Here is a 17,075-nt window from a genome sequence, read left to right on the forward strand (position 1 = left end):
GTCTGCGCGTTCGTGATCCTGCGCGAGGAGGCCGGCGACGGCGGCGAGGACATCGTCGAAGAGCTGCGCAACCACGTCCGCAAGGAGATCGGCGCGATCGCCAAGCCACGCCAGATCATGATCGTCCCGGAGCTCCCGAAGACCCGCTCCGGCAAGATCATGCGCCGCCTGTTGCGCGACGTGGCCGAGAACCGCGAGGTCGGCGACGTCACCACCCTCGCCGACTCCTCGGTGATGGACCTGATCGCCTCCAAGCAGAGCTCAGGCGGCTCGGAGGACTGATTGGGCGGCGGGGACATTGCCGGTGGCACTAGCGAGAGTGTGCCCCAATTGCGCTGACGCATGGGTACGCGGAGAAACGGCAGGGAATTGTGTGGTGACCCCACGACGAGGGCGTGCTCGTGGGCTCTGCTGCGGACGATGGGCATAGTTGACAGCGAGCGGCACGGACGCCATATCGTCCACTCATTGGTCGACGACCATGTCGCCGAGCTCATCGACCAGGCCGTCGACCACGCGGAGCGCTTGCGTTCCGGCACCTCTGGTCGGAGCGAGGTGGCCGACGCTGCTCCCGGCTGAGGAACTACTGGTCCAGGTGGGAATCGAAGGTGACGTAGGCAGGAGGCCGCGGATGAGCAATTGGACGTTGGCTCTCAGTGCCGTCTCGAGATTGAGGTCGTCTGGCTCGGTCGCCCAGCGCACCAGTGTGGCGGCGTAGGCGGTCGAGAGGAGAAGGCTCAGCTGCTCAGCGGTCGAGTGCGTGAGTGCGCCGGGGTGGCGGCTGTGCGAGACGATTTCGGTGATGTCGGGACGGATCCAACTCCATGCCAACGAACGTGCTGGGTGCTCCATCGCGCTGATGACTGCAGTCGCTGTCTCGGACTGATCGACGCAGAGTCGGGCGAGTTCGGCCGTGTAGTCGCGTAGGGCGTCCTCGACGGTGCACATCACGCTTCGCCGAATGGTTACGACGTTCTTCATACGGTGCCCACACTGGCTGGCCCACTCCGTCAATAGGTCCTGTTTGTGTGGGAAGTGGTTGAAAACCGTCGAGCGGGAAACGTGCGCCGCAACCGCGATGCTGTCGACGGTCGTCCCAGCAAAGCCCGCCCTCGCGAACATCTCGAGGGCCGCGGCATAGATCTGAGCGCGTTGCTGCTCCGTCCGTGCGCGACGCCGCGAGAGGCGAGCTGGTTCCCTGCGCTCCAACAGAGATCCCGTCACGACGAGTCCCTCCCTTCGTCTCTACCGTCTTGTGCAGCCTTGGGGTTTGACCCCGACCGGCGTCCTTCATAGACTGAGATCTAAATATGGATGCATGTCTAATCGACTGGAGTTACGACGACGTTGCGAGATGACGAGCACTCAGTTTCATCTCGTGCGGGTATGTCATGACCCCGATCCTCAGCGCTCTCGGTAATCGCAACTTCCGGATCTACGCCGTCGGTGGGTTCATCTCGAACGTCGGCACTTGGATGCAGAGCACTGCGATGTCGTGGCTCGTGCTTCAGGTGGGTGGTGGCGGATCCGGACTCGGGGCGGCGATCGCGCTCCAAATGCTGCCGACCCTAGTCCTGTCTCCATGGGCGGGTGCCCTGGCGGACAGCCTGCCGAAGCGGACCGTGATCGTGGGCAGTCAAGCGGTCATGGCGACGTTCTCAGCCATCCTCGGAGTGTTGGCGGTGACCGGCATGGCCGGGTTGTGGCAGGTGCTGATGCTCAACCTCCTGTTCGGTATTGGGCGTGCGGTCGAGACCCCGGCTCGGCTCTCCTTCGTCTCCGAGCTGGTCGACAGACATCAGATGACCAACGCGGTCGCTTTGAACTCGGCGTCTTTCCATGCCAGCCGATTGATCGGTCCTGGCGTCGCCGGACTACTGATCGCCGCTCTCGGCTCCGGTGCCTCGGCCACGGGCTGGGTCATCTTGGCGAATGCTGCGACATACGGCGCTTCTATTGGATCCTTGGTGCTCCTCGACACGAGGCTGCTCAACAAGCTTCCCGCCCGAGCTCACAGTCGCGGTGCCGTCGGGCAGGGAGTGCGCTACCTGCAGAGGCGGCCAGATCTGCAGCTCGTCCTGACCCTTTCGTTCTTCGTCGGCATGTTTGGCATGAACTTCACGATCTTGAGCGCCCTCATGGCGACCGACGAGTTCGGCAAGGGGGCGCGCGAATTCGGCATCCTCGGGACCTTGATGGCGATCGGGTCGTTGGCGGGACCAGTGCTTACTGCGCGTCGCCCCCAACCCCGTCTGAGGCGCTTGGTAATCGCTGCGTCTCTTTTCGCCGGAGTGCAGATGCTCTCCGCTTTAGCGCCGACGTACCCCGTTTATGCGGCCATGGTTCCCCTTGTCGGGCTGACTCTCTACACATTCGCTACGAGCGCGAACGTCACAGTGCAGATCCGCGCCGACCCCGCGATGCGAGGGCGGGTGACGTCGATCTACATGATGGCACTCCTGGGAGCAGTGCCTCTGGGAGCGCCGATCTTCGGTTATATCGGGCAGCACGCCGGCCCGCGGTGGGCGCTTGCAGCGAGTGCGGTGGGCTGCTCGGTTGGCGTACTCGTCGGCTGCAGCAACTACCTGAGACAGCGAGGTCCGTCGCGGATCGTCGCGGAGGCCCCAGCGCTCTAGTCCTACATGCCGGTGTAGCGCGGTTCGCGCCTCTCGAAGAACGCGCGTACCGCCTCCTTCGCGTCTGCGTACCCGCTCAGTTCGCCTGTGTAGCGCTGTTCGCGGGCGTATCCGCTCTGGAGATCGAGATATTCGATCTCGGTGAGGCTCTTCTTGGCGATCCGGATCGCCACGGGGCTGTGCCGAGCAACGGAGCGTGCCAGGGCTGTCGCTGTGGTCACGAGCTCCTCGGCTGGCACGACCGACGCAATTCCACCGTACCTGGCGAGCTCGGATGCCGGGACGCGTTCGGCGGTATAGAACATCCGACGGACGACGCCTTGGGGCACGAGTCTCGAGAGGTGCTTTGCTCCGCCCATCGCACCCACCGAGATTTCCGGCAGCGCGAAGCGGGCTCGATCGGTCGCGACGACGAGGTCGGCCGACGCCGCCAACGCAACACCGGTCCCCGCAGCTACACCGTCAACAGCCGCGATGACAGGGATCTCGCACTCGTAGATCGATCGGAAGGCCGCGTGGACCAGTGCCATCCTCGCTGTCACGTTCTCCGGCGTCATCGTCATGAACTCGTGGAGGTCGTTGCCGCCGCAGAATGTGTTGCCGGCGCCGATGAGGATGATGACGTCGGCATCCGGCAGGTGGTGGCGGACATTCGAGAAGACCTCGACGAGCTCCAAATACATGGCTTGGTCCACCGCGTTGACCGGTGCTCGATCCATCGTCACGGTTGCGACGCGGTCATCGGAGCCGAGTCTCAGATGGTTCACGTCAGTGATTCCGACGTAGCGGGCATCGAGATCACCGCGGCACCCTCAGGACGACAGCGTCACCCTGCCCGCCGCCTCCGCACAGTGCCGCCGCACCGATGCCACTACCTCGTCTGCGCAGCTCGAGTGCGAGATGGAGCACGATGCGCGCTCCCGACATTCCGAGCGGGTGGCCGATGGCGATGGCGCCGCCGTTGACGTTCACCCTGTCTTCGGACAGACCGAGGTCTCGTGCGGTCTCGATCCCGACGGCCGCGAAAGCCTCGTTGATCTCGACGACGTCAAGGTCGTCTACCGTCAAGCCTGCCTTGGCGAGCGCCTTGCGTGTCGCGTTCGCAGGCTGGAGCTGCAGGCTGCTGTCCGGTCCGGCGACGGTGCTCTGCGCCACGATCTCGGCGAGCCAAGCAAGGTCGAGACTCTCGGCCTTCTCTCGCGACATGATCACCATCGCGGCAGCGCCGTCCGAGATCGGCGAGGCGGAGCCGGGGGTGATCCTGCCGTCCGCAGCGAATGCCGGTTTCAGCCGGCCCAGGGTCTCGGTCGTGGTGTCGGGCCTCACGCCCTCGTCCCGAAGGACGTCTATGGTTGCTCCAGACCGTGTGCTGATCGGGACCGGAACAATCTCATCGTCGAATACCCCGTTCGTCTGGGCCTCTGCTGCGAGTCGGTGGGAGCGGGCCGCGAACTCGTCCATGTCGGACCTGGTGACGCCATGGCCGGTCAGGTAGGTCTCTGCGAGCGCGCCCATCGGTTGGCGGGTCGCTTGGTCCCAGAGGCCGTCGTGGGCCATCGAATCGACGAGGTCGACCGTGCCGAACTTGTAACCAGTACGACTCCCTGGCAGGTAGTGGGGCGCCCGGGACATGGACTCCATACCTCCAGCGACGACGATCTCGGCCTCTCCGGAACGGATGAGCTGGTCGGCGATCGCGACTGCGTTGATGCCGGACAGGCAGACTTTGTTGATCGTGACCGAGGGGACAGTGCCGGGGATTCCTGCGAGCAGGCCGGCGGTTCGCGCCGGGTTCTGGCCGGCGCCGGTCTGGAGGACCTGGCCCATGACCACGTAGTCGATGGTGTCGCCGCTGATGCCGACTCGATTCAGAGCGCCCTTGATGGCGATGCCGCCGAGCTCGGTCGCTGGAACGGAGCTGAGTGCGCCCAGCAGTCGGCCGATCGGCGTCCGAGCCCCACCGACGATGACGGACGTGGGACCGGGCATACGTACCTCCAGGTTGACATCGTGACTGCAGTCAGTCGATCTGAACAACAGTCCGAGTATAGACTCCAGTCTACTCCCCGTGGATTGTGCGGCGAGGAATCGAGAGAGTGGGCGGCCTAATGGGACATGCCGAGCTGTGGTTTGCGGCGGCGCCCTTCCCGTCCGGCACGGTGGCAGATGACGAGGTCATTCCCGCCGTGCTCCGCGTGCACGCTAAGCGGATCGGGACGACTCGTTCGGCGTGCGGCTTGGGCACTGTGAGCTGGTTCAAGTACTGGGCTCCGTTCCGGGTCGACGGTCCTCGTGCGTGTGAGAACTGTGTGGACCAGGTCACCAGCTCGCAGCCTCTAGGTCGACGGTTCGCGGTGGCGAGCGATGCGGGATGAGCGACTCGTCGCCAGATCGCGGTCGACCTCGCGTCGTCGACTTCTCGACCCATGTTCCCGGCCCAACGGCAAGTCGCTGGCTGGCCCACCTTGGCGCAGACGTGATCAAAGTCGAGCACCCGCGGTATGGAGATGGCCTTCGCAGTGGCGATCAAACCTTCAACGGTGAGGGGATCCTCCATCTTTACCTGAACGTGGGCGTCAGGAGCATCGCGGTCGACCCGCGGTCCACAGAATGGGAGGCAGTGGTCAAAAACCTTGTGGGTTGGGCCGACGTCGTGATCGTCGGCAATCGACCCGCTCGGGCCGCCGAACTCGGCATCGACTACCAGTCGGTGCTGAGCATCAACGACAACGTCGTGTACTGCCAGATCACCGGCTACGGCCTGGGTGGACCGTGGTCTCAACTCGGCGCTCACGGCCTGAACATCGACGCGATGGCGGGGTCGATCCAGGTCGAGGGGCGGGGTGAACGCGTCGACCCTGTGGTCGGCTTCCGCACCGTCGGCACGAATACCGCAGGCATGTCCGCCGCGAGTGGCATCTTCGCGGCGCTGTATCGACGCGAGCGTGGCCTCGGAAGTCAGTTTGTGCATGTCTCGGTCTGGGAGGCGGCGGTCTCGTGGATGTGGCGCGACGCATTGAGCCTGTCGCTCGTCGGGACCGGTATGCCTGAGCACCGGGATGCCGGACCTCGCAACGGTGTGTATGAGACGGCGGACGGCCGACACGTCGTGGTTTGTCCCATTGAGCGGCACTTCTGGGAGCGTTTTTGTGACGCGCTCGGACTGCCTGCGGAGATGCGGGATCGGGGCGACTGGAGCAGTGGAACGTGTGATGGCCGTGGACCGCGTGCCCCCGAGGAGCGTGCTGTTATCCGCGAGCGCATCCTCGAGATGACGAGCGACGAGGTGGTCACTCTCCTGTCGAGAGTCGACGTGCCGGCGTCTCCGCTACTCACGGTCGGTGAGGCGTGCGCGAGCGACCAGGCGGCGAGCAGCGGAACGATGATGCCGATGTCGTACCGAGGTGAGCGGCTCTCGGTTCCATCGGTTCCGGTGTCGGTCATAAGCCGATCCGACCTGCCGTCGCTCGACCTCGAGTCGCTCGCTGCGGCTCATCGCGAGCGAGCAGTCGGTCTCCGTTCGCCCGCTGAATGGATTGGGCAACATGGCGACGAAGTTCGAGACGACCTGAAGATCGAGCGACCTTGACGGCCGTCTGAAGCGTGACTACGTTCCTACTGGATGTCAGTCCAACTACAGACGACAGTACAAATTTATTCGATGAAGAGGTGACCCTCACTGTGTCGACGTGGCTGATCACGGGATGCTCCAGCGGACTCGGGCGGGCTTTGGCCGAAGCGGTCCTCGAAAACGGGGACAACGTCGTCATGACGGTGCGGACCTTGAGTTCGGTCGCCGAACTCGTCGAGCGATATCCGCAGCGAGCCCGCGCCGCCCAGGTCGACGTGCGTGACGGGGACGAGATCGTCGCCGCCGTCGGCTTGGCCAATGAGACGTTTGGTGGTGTCGACGTCCTTGTGAATAACGCCGGCCACGGTTATCGCGCTGCAGTGGAAGAGGCGCCGCAGGGCGACATTGACGAGCTGTTCGCAACCAACCTCTTCGGACCGCTCAATCTCATCAAGGCCGTGCTTCCCCAGATGCGGGCAAGGCGCAGTGGCACCATCTTGAACGTTTCCTCGATCGGTGGTCGCCGGGCTAATCCGGGCTCGGGATACTACTCCGCAACCAAGTTCGCCTTGGAGGGGTTGTCTGACGCGTTGGCTAAGGAGGTAGGCCCGCTCGGCATCCGCGTCGTCGTCATCGAGCCGGGAGGCTTCCGGACGGACTTCGCCGGGCGATCGCTGCACCAGTCGGCGGAGCCTATCGGGGACTATGCTGCCACCGCCGGCGTGCGCCGCAAGGAAAACGATTCGACGCACGGCACGCAGCCAGGTGACCCCGAGCGAGCCGCGCGGGCGTTGGTCAACCTGATTGAGGGGGAGCGCGTTCCGTTCCGGCTCCTTCTTGGCACGGATGCGATCGCTTCGATCCGGAGCGAGGTTGAGGGCCAGCTGGCAGAGATCGCCGAGTGGGAGAGCGTGAGCGCGTCGACGGACTTCGAGTCGTGACGGCCGCGCGGCGGCCGAGGTGACTTACGCGACTGAGGAGCAACGTCTACCTTTGACGGGCATTCGCGTCCTCGATCTCACGCGAGCGCTGTCCGGCCCGTTCTGTACTGCATTGCTCGGCGACCTCGGCGCTGACGTCGTTAAGGTCGAGTCGCCTCAGGGTGAACTCTGCCGCAAGTGGGGACCGTACCAAGGGTCCGAGAGCCTGTACTTCATCGCGGCCAACCGCAACAAGAGGTCGCTCGCTCTCGACATCTGGTCTGAGCAGGGTCGTGCGCTACTGCGGGAAATGGTTGGCGGCTTCGATGTTCTCGTCGAGAACTTCCGCCCTGGAGTTATGGCGAAACTGGATCTCGACTCCAAGTCCTTAGCGGAGCTGCATCCACACGTGATCGTTGCGTCTATCAGCGGGTTTGGTCACGTCGGTCCTCGCTCGGGTGAGGCCTGCTTCGATCAGGTCGCTCAGGGAATGGGAGGTCTGATGTCGATTACAGGCTCCCCTGAGACGGGTCCGTTGAGGTCCGGGATTCCTCTCGCCGACAACCTGTCAGGCATGTTCGCGGCGTTAGGAATCTGCGCGGCCCTTGTCGGCAGGCGCCAGTCACAAACGGTGCATACGTCATTGCTCGAGAGCGTGATCGGGGTTCTGACGTTCCAGGGACAGCGCTACCTGTCTTTGTCGGAGGTGCCGGACGGTGTCGGCAACGATCATCCGGTCGTCGTCCCCTATGGCGTATTCCGTACCGCAGACTCGCCGATCAACCTTGCAGCCGGGACGGCGGCGCAGTTCGGGGCCCTCTGCGCAGTCGTCGGCAGACCCGAGCTCGTGCTCGATCCTCGCTTCGAGGACTCCCAGATCCGGCGTGGCCACAAGGACGACCTGCGGCGCGAGCTTGAGAGCCGTCTGGTGATGCGAAGCTCGAGTGAGTGGTTGGCTGAGCTGAAGGAGGCCAGTGTGCCGTGCGGGCCGATTAACGACATTGCTCAGGCGTTCGGCGAGCCACAGGTCGAGGCCCTACAGATCGTTCAGCAGGTCGAGCATCCGGTGCTCGGGACGATTCCGATCGCTCGCGGACCGCTCTGGATGGACGGTGCGCCGACGCCGATTCGCCTGGTGGCCCCGCAGCTGGGGCAGCACAGCGTTGAGGTCCTCGAGCAGTCAGGGATCGACGACGAGCGGATCGCCCAGCTCGTCGCGCAGGGCGTCGTTGCTGTCCGTTCCGACGGCGTCTGAGGCAACTCCACAGTCCGCCCCCGATGTCGTGGATCGGGCCAAACGTTCCTGTGCTCTAAGCGCTGAGCCGCAGGGATCGATGCGCCACCCTGAGCGACCGACTTCTCACTGCCTCTTGACGAGTGTGGCGTCGGTTACTAGATTCCCAACCAAGTTTAGACGCCAATCCAAAGTGTGACACGAGTCAACTGTTCGCCAAGGCGGCGTCAGTCACTCAGGTTCACACAGAGAGCGAGTCGATCTCGATGAGAATGCGTTCCCCGAAGCAAGTGGGGCTGATCGTGGCTGGTGCGCTTGCCGCCGGCGCCCTGGCAGCCTGCGGCAACAACGGTTCGAATGCATCGGACAGCGACGAGATCGTGCTCGGATTCCCAGCGGCACTGACCGGCGCCAGCGCAGCGTACGGCAAGCCCCAGGCGGACGCAGCGCAGATGACCGTCGATCAGATCAACGCGGACGGCGGCGTCAAGGAACTCGGCGGCAAGAAGGTCAAGCTGATCGTCGAGGACACGAAGAGCGACCCAGCGACCACCACGAAGATCATCCGCGAGATGGCACGTGACGGAGTCACTGCGTTTCTCGGGCCGGGGCCGTCGGCGGAGGTCATCGCCTCAAAGCCGCTCCTTGAGAGCCTCAAGATCCCCGCCGTTACTAGCGCCGTGGACCCGACGATCACTGAGGATTCGGAGTACATCTTCCGGACCCTGCCGTCCATCACCGCCGTCACGGACCAGGCCGTCACATACATTAAGAGCCTCATAGACGGGGGGACCTACCCCGATCTCAAGAACGTCGGAATTCTGATCCTCAACCAGCCTCCTGGCCCGGCACAGCGCCCAATCCTTGAGGAGGGCATCAAGGCGCTCGGCCTGAACGTGACAGTCGTCGAGTACGACCCGAGTCAGGTCAAGGACTTTGCCCCGATCCTTGCCAAGTTCGAGGCAGCGAACGTCGACCTCATTACGGGCAACCAGTACCCGAACGACTCGATCCTTTTCGCCCAGGCCGTCGGCGCCCAGTCCTGGCGGCCTCGTGACGGCTTCTTCTTCGCGGGCGCGCCCATCTATCAAGACGCCTTCACCAAGGCCGTCGGTGACGACGCCTTGGGCTGGACCGGCCTGGCGTACTACAAGGACACGACCTCGGACTACTTCACGCCGGAGTCCAACGCGCTCTCGAAGGCGTTCACCGAGAAGACCGGCCTGGCGATGGACCAGAGCTCGGGCGCGTCGGGCGCGTCGGCCGTCAGCCTGGCGCTCGACGCGGTGGCCGCAGCCAAGAGCACGGATCCCGAAAAGGTGGCAGCGGCGCTCAGGACGGACGTGAAGTTCGATGATCCAGCCGGCTCGACCTTCCCGTTCTACATGACACCGGGAGGGGTCGACTTCGACGAGAATGGCAACAACCTCGCCGTGCTGTCACCTGTCGTCCAGATTCTCGCGGGCGGCAAGCTGGCATATGTCTACCCGGACGAGCTCGCGACCGCCGACCTCGTGCCCTACTCGAAGATCCAGTGAGCTTGGTCGGCGGCGATGCCGGCCTCCGAGCCGATAGGCGTCCCCGCCGACCTCGTCCAGCGCGCTGAGCGAAAGGTGGCCGGCATGCGGTCCCGACGCACCATCCCCCAGATCGAGGAGCAACCGGCATGACGCAGGCACTGCTTTCGGGAGCCGCCGTTGGCGCCCTCTACGTGCTCATCTCCATTGGCTTCTCTCTCTGTCAAGAGGTCGCCGACATCGTGAACGTCGCCCACGGCGCGTTCGTGGTGGGCGGCATGTACATCACCCTCGAGCTGGTGCGAGACGGCGTGCCACTTGCGATCGCGACCCTGATAGCGGCCGTGGGGATCGGTGCCGTGTGCTATCCGATCTACGCCCTGTTGATCCGTGCGGCTCGGGCTCAAGAGGGCCACGCATCGCAGCTCGTCTTCACCCTGCTTCTTTTCAGTGCACTCACTGTCGTCTACCAGCTCCTCTTCTCTGCCGACGTCCAGTCGATCGGACTGCACTACGCGTCGATCAGCCTGTTCGGTGGGTTCCTCACCAGCGCGCAGCTGGCCGCCATCGTCCTGGCCGTCGTCGTATCGCTCGGTCTTTTCGTTGTCTCCCGCTACACGATGCTCGGGAAGCTGGCGTACGTCGCGAGCCGCTATCCCCTCGGTGCTCGATCGATCGGAGTTCCGGTCGATCGCATCTACGCGGGTGTCTTCGTGATCTCCGGCGTGTTGGCGGGCCTCGCGGGCGGCATGATGATGGCGACTCAACCGGTCGAGCCGACCCTCGGTCTGCAGCTCCTGACGGTGATGTTCCTGGTCAGCCAGGTGGCCCGGACCCACCTCCTTGGGTGCCTCGTCCTCGGTCTGGTCTACGGCATGGTGCAGGCGGCGTTCAGCTACAGCCTCGACGGCTACACCGCCGCGGCACTGACGATGTGCACGTTCCTCGTCGCGCTGGTCGGTGGGCGGGTCCTGGGGCTGCTCAGAACGGGCGTGATGGCACTGCCCGGGTTCCGCTCCGCGCAGGTCGGGAGCGCTCGATGAACACGGTCAGCACCTCGGACGCTGTCGCGGTTGACGTCGGCGAGGGGATCTCGCCGAGTTCGTCCAAAGGTCCCGGCGCCGACCGGGGCCGGTGGACGAGCTGGAGCTTTCTATCGCTAGAGCGAGGCTGGACGATCTCCACGGCGTTCGTCCTCGTCATGGCGATCGGCGGTGGCGCCGGTGCCTTCAGTCTTCCGACGTTCACCAACGGCTTGCTGCTGCTGATCATGTGTTACGGATGGAACCTCGTAGGCGGTTACCTCGGCGAGTTCTCCTTCGGACACATGATCTTCTGGGCGATCGGCTCCTACGCCACCGTCCTCGCCGTCAACAACTCGGTGTCGTTGGCGGTGTTCCTACCGGCACTCGTGGTCGGGACCATGCTCGCCGGGGCGGCAATGTCCGTCCTGATCAAGGTCTCGGGCGTCTCCGGTCTCACCCTGGCGATCTTCACCTTGGTCCTGAGCGAGATCGTTGCCGCTCTCGTCCAGAGCTCGGACACGCTGGGCGGGTCGGAAGGGCTGATCGCCATCAGCATCCCGTCCATGAGCGAGGAGACACTCTTCATCCTCCTCGCACTACTTGCCGGCGCTGTGATGTTCGTAAACGTTCTGGTTGCCAACACGCGACCGGGCCGGAACTGGCGCGCGATCAGGGACGACGCCGTTGCCGCAGAGGTCGCCGGTGTGCGTATCCAGCTCCAGCGGATCCCCGCGTACATGGGCTCGGCCCTGGTCTTCGGCCTCGGTGGCGCCTACCAGGCGTACTACTCCGGCTACTCCATCCCACAGTCGTCGCTCGACATCAGCTTGCTCATCCTCGCGACCCTCGCCGTCTTCATCGGGGGTCCCGGCACGGCGCTCGGCCCGCTCCTCGGCTGGGTGATCATCTTCGGGTTGCAGACGGTTGCTGAAGAGTTGGCCAGCAGCCCCACGATCTCGCTCTACGCGCAGCTCGTGCAGTTCGGTGTGGCGATCCTGATCGTGCGCCTGGTACTGCCGCGACTCGGTGGGGTAGAGCTCGCGACAGCTCTTCTCCGGCTGCCCCGCCGTTGGCGTGCTCGACGGTCCGCCACGAGCGCGCCGGATGACGAGTCGTCGATCGAGTCCCCGGTGGACGTGATCGCGTCACTCGCGTGGGCGGAACCCGGGCAGGACATCGGGTCGGGCCTTGTTATCGCCGACGTCCACAAGTCTTTTGGTCGCCTCCGCGTGCTTGAGGGCGTCAGCTTCCGGGTGCGTCCTGGGGAGATCGTCGGGATCGTCGGACCGAACGGAGCCGGCAAGAGCACGCTGTGCAACATCCTCAGCGGCATCGAACGATCCTCGGCGGGGGATGTCGAGCTCGACGGGACTTCGGTGCGCCAAGTGTCCGCGAGCCGGCGAGCGGCGCACGGATACGGTCGCTCGTTTCAGAGTCCGCGCCTCTTCAAGTCTCTGTCGCTGGTCGAGAATCTGATGCTCGGAATGCGTGGCGTCCGCGAGGCCGATGCAACCGCCGTGCTGGAACGGATGGCAATCCCGAACGGAGCGGACCGGCGCGGTGACGACTCGCAGTTCTTTGCCCGGCGCTTGACTGAGGTGGCCAAGGCGGCGATTCAGGGCAACAGAGTCCTCCTCCTCGACGAGCCCCTGGCCGGACTCACGGAAGACGAGCACGGCGTGGTCTTGGCAGTGGCGCGCGCCGCTGCCGACCAAGGGGCGTGTGTCGCGATAGTCGACCACCTGATCCCGGTGCTCGCGCCGGCGGTCGACCGGATCGTCGCGCTTCACGAGGGCCGCATCATCGCTGACGGCACGCCGGACGAGGTCCTGAGGAACCCCGCTGTCATCGACGCATACCTCGGGTCTACCAGTCACGAGTCCGCACCTGCGGAGGGGGAGTCGGTATGAACGCTCTTGAGGTGCGCTCACTCGACGCGGGCTACGGGTCGCTCCAGGTGCTCTGGGACGTCGGTCTCGATCTCAGCGCGGGTGAGATCGGCGTCGTGCTCGGCCCCAACGGTGCGGGCAAATCTACCTTGCTGGGTGCCATCGTCGGCGACGTGAAGTCAGGTCGCGGCTCCGTGGCCGCTGCAGGCGAGGATCTGACGCGTCTCCCGTCGGCGAAGCGACTCAGGTCCGGCCTGGGATGGGCACCCGAGGGCCGAAACGTCTTCGGGCACCTGACCGTCAGGGACAACCTTCGGATGAGTGCTCGTCTGGCAGGCATCAGGGCGGACTACGACGAGCTCGAGGCGGAGGTCTTCGCGCTCTTCCCGGCGATGGAGCAGAAGTGCCAGGCCCTGGCCGGAACGCTGAGCGGGGGCCAGCAGCAGATCCTGGCCATTTCCCGGATCCTGGTTCGGCGGCCGGTGGTGGCGTTGCTCGACGAGCCGACCATTGGCCTCGCGCCGAGCATCGTCGAGAAGTTGGGAGAGGCGATCGAGAGCACGAAGGCAAGCGGGGTCTCGTGGCTGATCGCCGAGCAGAACCTGGCGTGGCTCTCGGGCATCTGCGAGCGGACCTATGTCCTTCAAGGCGGACGGATCGTCCGGGTCGGCGGTAGCGAGATCATCGCTTCGAGGGACTCGATCCGTGAGGCCTTCTTCGGCTCCAACGAACTGGGACTCGTGTGATCTCGATGCACGCAGAGCCCTTCGCTACCGCGCGGTTCGCCCGAACGCGCCTGATGTCAGGAGAATTGGTCCAGGACCCGACCGCTGAAATCCACGCCAAGGTGATGGGCACCACCCTGACGCTTTGTGGCGAGTCGGCACTGAGTTGGTTCAAGTTCTGGGGACAGCCCTTCGAGAGCGTGACCGGCGACCGGTGCTCGAAGTGCGACCTGATCGTCCGGAGTCATCCGCCGGTGCCTCGCCCTCGACCGATCCGCCGAACATCCGAGAAAGGACGTTGGTAGATGCGTTTGTGCGAGACCGATGGCCTCAGCGAGGACCAGGCCGAGATCATCAAGGCCGTCCGCAGCTTCGTCGAGAAGCAGATCCTGCCGGTCGCGACCGAGCTGGAGCACGCCGACGAGTACCCGACCGAGATCGTCGAGGGGCTCAAGGAGCTCGGGATCTTCGGGCTGATGATCCCCGAGGAGTACGACGGGCTGGGGGAGTCGCTGCTGACCTACGCGCTGTGCGTGGAGGAGATCGCGCGGGGCTGGATGAGCGTCTCGGGTGTCATCAACACCCACTTCATCGTGGCCTACATGCTGATGCGGCACGGCACCGAGGAGCAGAAGCGGAAGTACCTGCCGAGGATGGCGACCGGTGAGGTCCGGGGCGCGTTCTCGATGTCGGAGCCCTCGCTGGGCTCGGACGTGTCGGCGATCAAGACCAAGGCCACCAAGACCTCACTGGACGACGGGACCGACGGCTACTCGATCACCGGCCAGAAGATGTGGCTGACCAACGGCGGCAGCTCGAACCTGGTCGCGGTGCTGGTGAAGACCGACGAGGGCAACGACAGCGTCTACAAGAACATGACGACGTTCCTGGTCGAGAAGGAGCCCGGCTTCGGGGAGACCGCCCAGGGCGTCACGGTGCCCGGCAAGATCGACAAGATGGGCTACAAGGGCATCGACACCACCGAGATGGTGTTCGAGGGCCACCAGATCTCCGCGGACCAGATCCTGGGCGGCGAGCCGGGCAAGGGCTTCTACCAGATGATGGACGGCGTCGAGGTCGGCCGCGTCAACGTCGCCGCCCGCGCGGTCGGGATCGCGAACCGGGCCTTCGAGCTCGGCGCGGCGTACGCCCAGCAGCGGGAGACGTTCGGCAAGCCGATCGCGGAGCACCAGGCGATCCTGTTCCGGCTCGCGGAGATGGCGACCAAGGTCGAGACCGCGCACTCGATGATGGTCCGCGCGGCGCGGAAGAAGGACGCCGGGGAGCGCAACGACGTCGAGGCCGGCATGGCGAAGATGGTCGCTTCGGAGTACTGCAACGAGGTCGTCCAGGACTCCTTCCGGATCCACGGCGGCTACGGCTACTCCAAGGAGTACGAGATCGAGCGCCTCTACCGTGAGGCCGCGTTCATGCTGATCGGTGAGGGCACCTCCGACATCCAGAAGATGATCATCGGCCGGGCGCTCCTCAAGGAGTACAAGGCCGGCTGATCGTCAACCCATAGTCCCGGGCGGGCGCGGCTTGCCTCCGAACCTCTCCGTCGTCGCGCTCGCTCGGATCCACCACAGGAGGGTTCTTGCAGTTCGGACGCAGCTTTGAGGAGTTTGAGGTCGGCGCGACCTACAAGCACTGGCCCGGCAAGACGGTGACCGAGTACGACGACCACCTGTTCTGCCTGCTCACGATGAACCACCACCCGTTGCACNCGCGACCTACAAGCACTGGCCCGGCAAGACGGTGACCGAGTACGACGACCACCTGTTCTGCCTGCTCACGATGAACCACCACCCGTTGCACCTCGACGTGAACTACGCCGAGGAGACAACGCAGTTCGGCAAGAACGTCGTGGTCGGCAACTACGTCTACTCGATCCTGCTCGGCATGAGCGTCGCCGACATCTCGGGCAAGGCGATCGCCAACCTCGAGGTCGAGTCCCTGCGCCACGTCGCGCCGACCTTCCACGGCGACACGCTGTACGGCGAGACCACCGTGCTCGACAAGTGGGAGTCCACCAGCAAGGACGACCGTGGCGTCGTGCATGTCGAGACCATCGGCTACAACCAGGACGGCACGATCGTGTGCACCTTCCGCCGACTGGTGATGGTCCCGAAGCAGTCCTACCTAGCGGCCCGTGGCGGTGAGCAGCCAGGCCGCCCGGTCCCACGACCCGACAGGAACTGGCCAGGCTCGGCGCCCCGCTGATCCTCCGATTCCCCAATCATTTGTAGGAGCCGACCGTGCAGCACATCCTCGACGCGATCATGGCGGGCGACACGTCGTCCGCCGACTTCGCCGCTCTCGAGCTTCCCGAGTCCTACCGCGCCGTGACGGTGCACAAGGACGAGGCCGAGATGTTCGCCGACGTCCCCACCAAGGAGAAGGACCCGCGCCAGTCCCTCCACGTCGAGGACGTGGCGCTGCCCGAGCTCGGCCCCGGTGAGGCCTACGTCGCGGTGATGGCCTCGGCCATCAACTACAACACCGTGTGGACCTCGATCTTCGAGCCGGTCTCGACGTTCGGGTTCCTGGAGCGCTACGGGCGCCTGTCCCCGCTCGCGAAGCGCCACGACCTGCCCTACCACGTGGTCGGCTCCGACCTCGCGGGCGTCGTGCTCGCCACCGGCCCCGGTGTCACGAAGTGGCAGCCCGGTGCCGAGGTGGTCGCCCACTGCCTGAGCGTGGAGCTGGAGTCGCCCGACGGGCACAACGACACGATGCTCGACCCCGAGCAGCGGATCTGGGGCTTCGAGACCAACTTCGGCGGCCTGGCCCACATCGCCCTGGTCAAGTCCAACCAGCTGATGCCCAAGCCCGACCACCTCACCTGGGAGGAGGCGGCGTCCCCGGGGCTGGTGAACTGCACGGCGTACCGCCAGCTGGTCTCCAAGAACGGCGGCGACATGAAGCAGGGCGACAACGTCCTGATCTGGGGCGCCTCGGGCGGCCTGGGCGGCTTCGCGACGCAGTACGCCCTCAACGGCGGCGCCAACCCGGTCTGCGTGGTCTCCAACGAGGAGAAGGCCGCGATCGCGCGGTCGATGGGCGCGGAGATGATCATCAACCGCTCCGAGGAGGGCTACCGGTTCTGGAAGGACCCGCAGACCCAGGACCCCAAGGAGTGGAAGCGCTTCGGCGCCAAGATCCGTGAGCTGACCGGCGGCGAGGACATCGACATCGTCTTCGAGCACCCCGGCCGCGAGACCTTCGGCGCCTCGGTCTACGTCACCCGCAAGGGCGGCACCATCACCACCTGTGCCTCGACCAGCGGCTACATGCACGAGTACGACAACCGCTACCTGTGGATGAACCTCAAGCGGATCATCTCCTCGCACTTCGCCAACTACCGCGAGTCGTGGGACCCTCTCGCGCACCTACTCCCTCGACGAGGTCGGCCAGGCCGCGCTCGACGTGCACCACAACAAGCACCAGGGCAAGGTCGGCGTCCTCTGCCTCGCCCCCGAGGAGGGCCTCGGCGTCCGCGACCACGAGATGCGCGCCACCCACCTCGACGCGATCAACCGCTTCCGCGGCGTCTGA

At 65.0% G+C, this 17,075-nt stretch carries 13 protein-coding genes and 2 pseudogenes; 12 read left to right on the forward strand and 3 right to left on the reverse strand.

What is annotated here, in order from left to right; all coding sequences use genetic code 11:
* Positions 1-282: AMP-binding enzyme (locus ASC77_RS20555; protein ID WP_056157286.1), on the forward strand; the 282-nt coding region annotated here is incomplete at its 5' end.
* A gap of 183 nt (positions 283-465) precedes the next feature.
* Here ASC77_RS20555 and ASC77_RS20560 read toward each other — a convergent pair.
* Positions 466-1,224 carry a TetR/AcrR family transcriptional regulator gene (locus tag ASC77_RS20560; protein ID WP_056793501.1) on the reverse strand — a complete coding sequence of 253 codons (759 nt, stop codon included), beginning with the start codon at positions 1,222-1,224 and terminating at the stop codon, positions 466-468.
* A 167-nt stretch (positions 1,225-1,391) separates the two neighbouring features.
* Here ASC77_RS20560 and ASC77_RS20565 point away from each other — a divergent pair, with 167 nt between their 5' ends.
* Positions 1,392-2,636, forward strand: a complete 1,245-nt coding sequence (locus tag ASC77_RS20565) for an MFS transporter (RefSeq protein ID WP_056157290.1) — start codon at positions 1,392-1,394, stop codon at positions 2,634-2,636.
* A gap of 2 nt (positions 2,637-2,638) precedes the next feature.
* Here ASC77_RS20565 and ASC77_RS20570 read toward each other — a convergent pair whose 3' ends face one another.
* Positions 2,639-3,403 (reverse strand): enoyl-CoA hydratase-related protein, encoded by a 765-nt coding sequence (locus ASC77_RS20570; protein WP_200945073.1) that lies wholly within the window; start codon positions 3,401-3,403, stop codon positions 2,639-2,641.
* A gap of 31 nt (positions 3,404-3,434) precedes the next feature.
* A complete protein-coding gene (locus tag ASC77_RS20575) occupies positions 3,435-4,625 on the reverse strand; it encodes an acetyl-CoA C-acetyltransferase (protein ID WP_056157294.1) in 1,191 nt (396 codons plus the stop codon).
* A gap of 382 nt (positions 4,626-5,007) precedes the next feature.
* On the opposite strand from ASC77_RS20575, the gene ASC77_RS20580 reads away from it, so the two are divergent.
* From ASC77_RS20580 to ccrA, 10 genes and pseudogenes are all read left to right on the forward strand, one after another.
* Complete coding sequence (locus tag ASC77_RS20580) at positions 5,008-6,225, forward strand: CaiB/BaiF CoA transferase family protein (protein ID WP_082575114.1); 1,218 nt, start codon at positions 5,008-5,010, stop codon at positions 6,223-6,225.
* An 80-nt stretch (positions 6,226-6,305) separates the two neighbouring features.
* A complete protein-coding gene (locus tag ASC77_RS20585) occupies positions 6,306-7,148 on the forward strand; it encodes an oxidoreductase (protein ID WP_235547850.1) in 843 nt (280 codons plus the stop codon).
* Between the two features lie 52 nt (positions 7,149-7,200).
* Complete coding sequence (locus ASC77_RS20590; RefSeq protein WP_056157298.1) at positions 7,201-8,382, forward strand: CaiB/BaiF CoA transferase family protein; 1,182 nt, start codon at positions 7,201-7,203, stop codon at positions 8,380-8,382.
* 269 nt (positions 8,383-8,651) lie between these two features.
* Complete coding sequence (locus tag ASC77_RS20595) at positions 8,652-9,899, forward strand: ABC transporter substrate-binding protein (protein WP_056157300.1); 1,248 nt, start codon at positions 8,652-8,654, stop codon at positions 9,897-9,899.
* Between the two features lie 128 nt (positions 9,900-10,027).
* Positions 10,028-10,921, forward strand: coding sequence for a branched-chain amino acid ABC transporter permease (locus ASC77_RS20600; RefSeq protein ID WP_056157302.1), 894 nt, complete (start codon positions 10,028-10,030; stop codon positions 10,919-10,921).
* On the forward strand, positions 10,918-12,813 hold the full coding sequence (locus ASC77_RS20605; RefSeq protein WP_056157304.1) for a branched-chain amino acid ABC transporter ATP-binding protein/permease: 1,896 nt from the start codon (positions 10,918-10,920) through the stop codon (positions 12,811-12,813). The genes ASC77_RS20600 and ASC77_RS20605 overlap by 4 nt, the downstream gene beginning before the upstream one ends.
* 11 nt (positions 12,814-12,824) lie before the next feature.
* A complete protein-coding gene (locus tag ASC77_RS20610; RefSeq protein ID WP_162249842.1) occupies positions 12,825-13,538 on the forward strand; it encodes an ABC transporter ATP-binding protein in 714 nt (237 codons plus the stop codon).
* A 284-nt stretch (positions 13,539-13,822) separates the two neighbouring features.
* Positions 13,823-15,028 carry an acyl-CoA dehydrogenase family protein gene (locus ASC77_RS20615; protein ID WP_056157307.1) on the forward strand — a complete coding sequence of 402 codons (1,206 nt, stop codon included), beginning with the start codon at positions 13,823-13,825 and terminating at the stop codon, positions 15,026-15,028.
* Between the two features lie 216 nt (positions 15,029-15,244).
* Positions 15,245-15,740 (forward strand): annotated as a pseudogene (locus ASC77_RS20620) (MaoC family dehydratase); the annotation flags it as partial.
* 35 nt (positions 15,741-15,775) lie between these two features.
* Positions 15,776-17,075, forward strand: a pseudogene (gene ccrA / locus ASC77_RS20625) (crotonyl-CoA carboxylase/reductase).

Source organism: Nocardioides sp. Root1257, from assembly GCF_001425175.1.
Classification (GTDB): domain Bacteria; phylum Actinomycetota; class Actinomycetes; order Propionibacteriales; family Nocardioidaceae; genus Nocardioides.

Excerpts from the sequence above, each read along its gene's own strand:
- ASC77_RS20605 (WP_056157304.1), top strand. The coding sequence starts at position 10,918 with ATGAACACGGTCAGCACCTCGGACGCTGTCGCGGTTGACGTCGGCGAG.
- ASC77_RS20600 (WP_056157302.1), top strand. The coding sequence starts at position 10,028 with ATGACGCAGGCACTGCTTTCGGGAGCCGCCGTTGGCGCCCTCTACGTG.
- ASC77_RS20565 (WP_056157290.1), top strand. The coding sequence starts at position 1,392 with ATGACCCCGATCCTCAGCGCTCTCGGTAATCGCAACTTCCGGATCTAC.
- ASC77_RS20615 (WP_056157307.1), top strand. The coding sequence starts at position 13,823 with ATGCGTTTGTGCGAGACCGATGGCCTCAGCGAGGACCAGGCCGAGATC.
- ASC77_RS20575 (WP_056157294.1), bottom strand. The coding sequence starts at position 4,625 with ATGCCCGGTCCCACGTCCGTCATCGTCGGTGGGGCTCGGACGCCGATC.
- ASC77_RS20580 (WP_082575114.1), top strand. The coding sequence starts at position 5,008 with ATGAGCGACTCGTCGCCAGATCGCGGTCGACCTCGCGTCGTCGACTTC.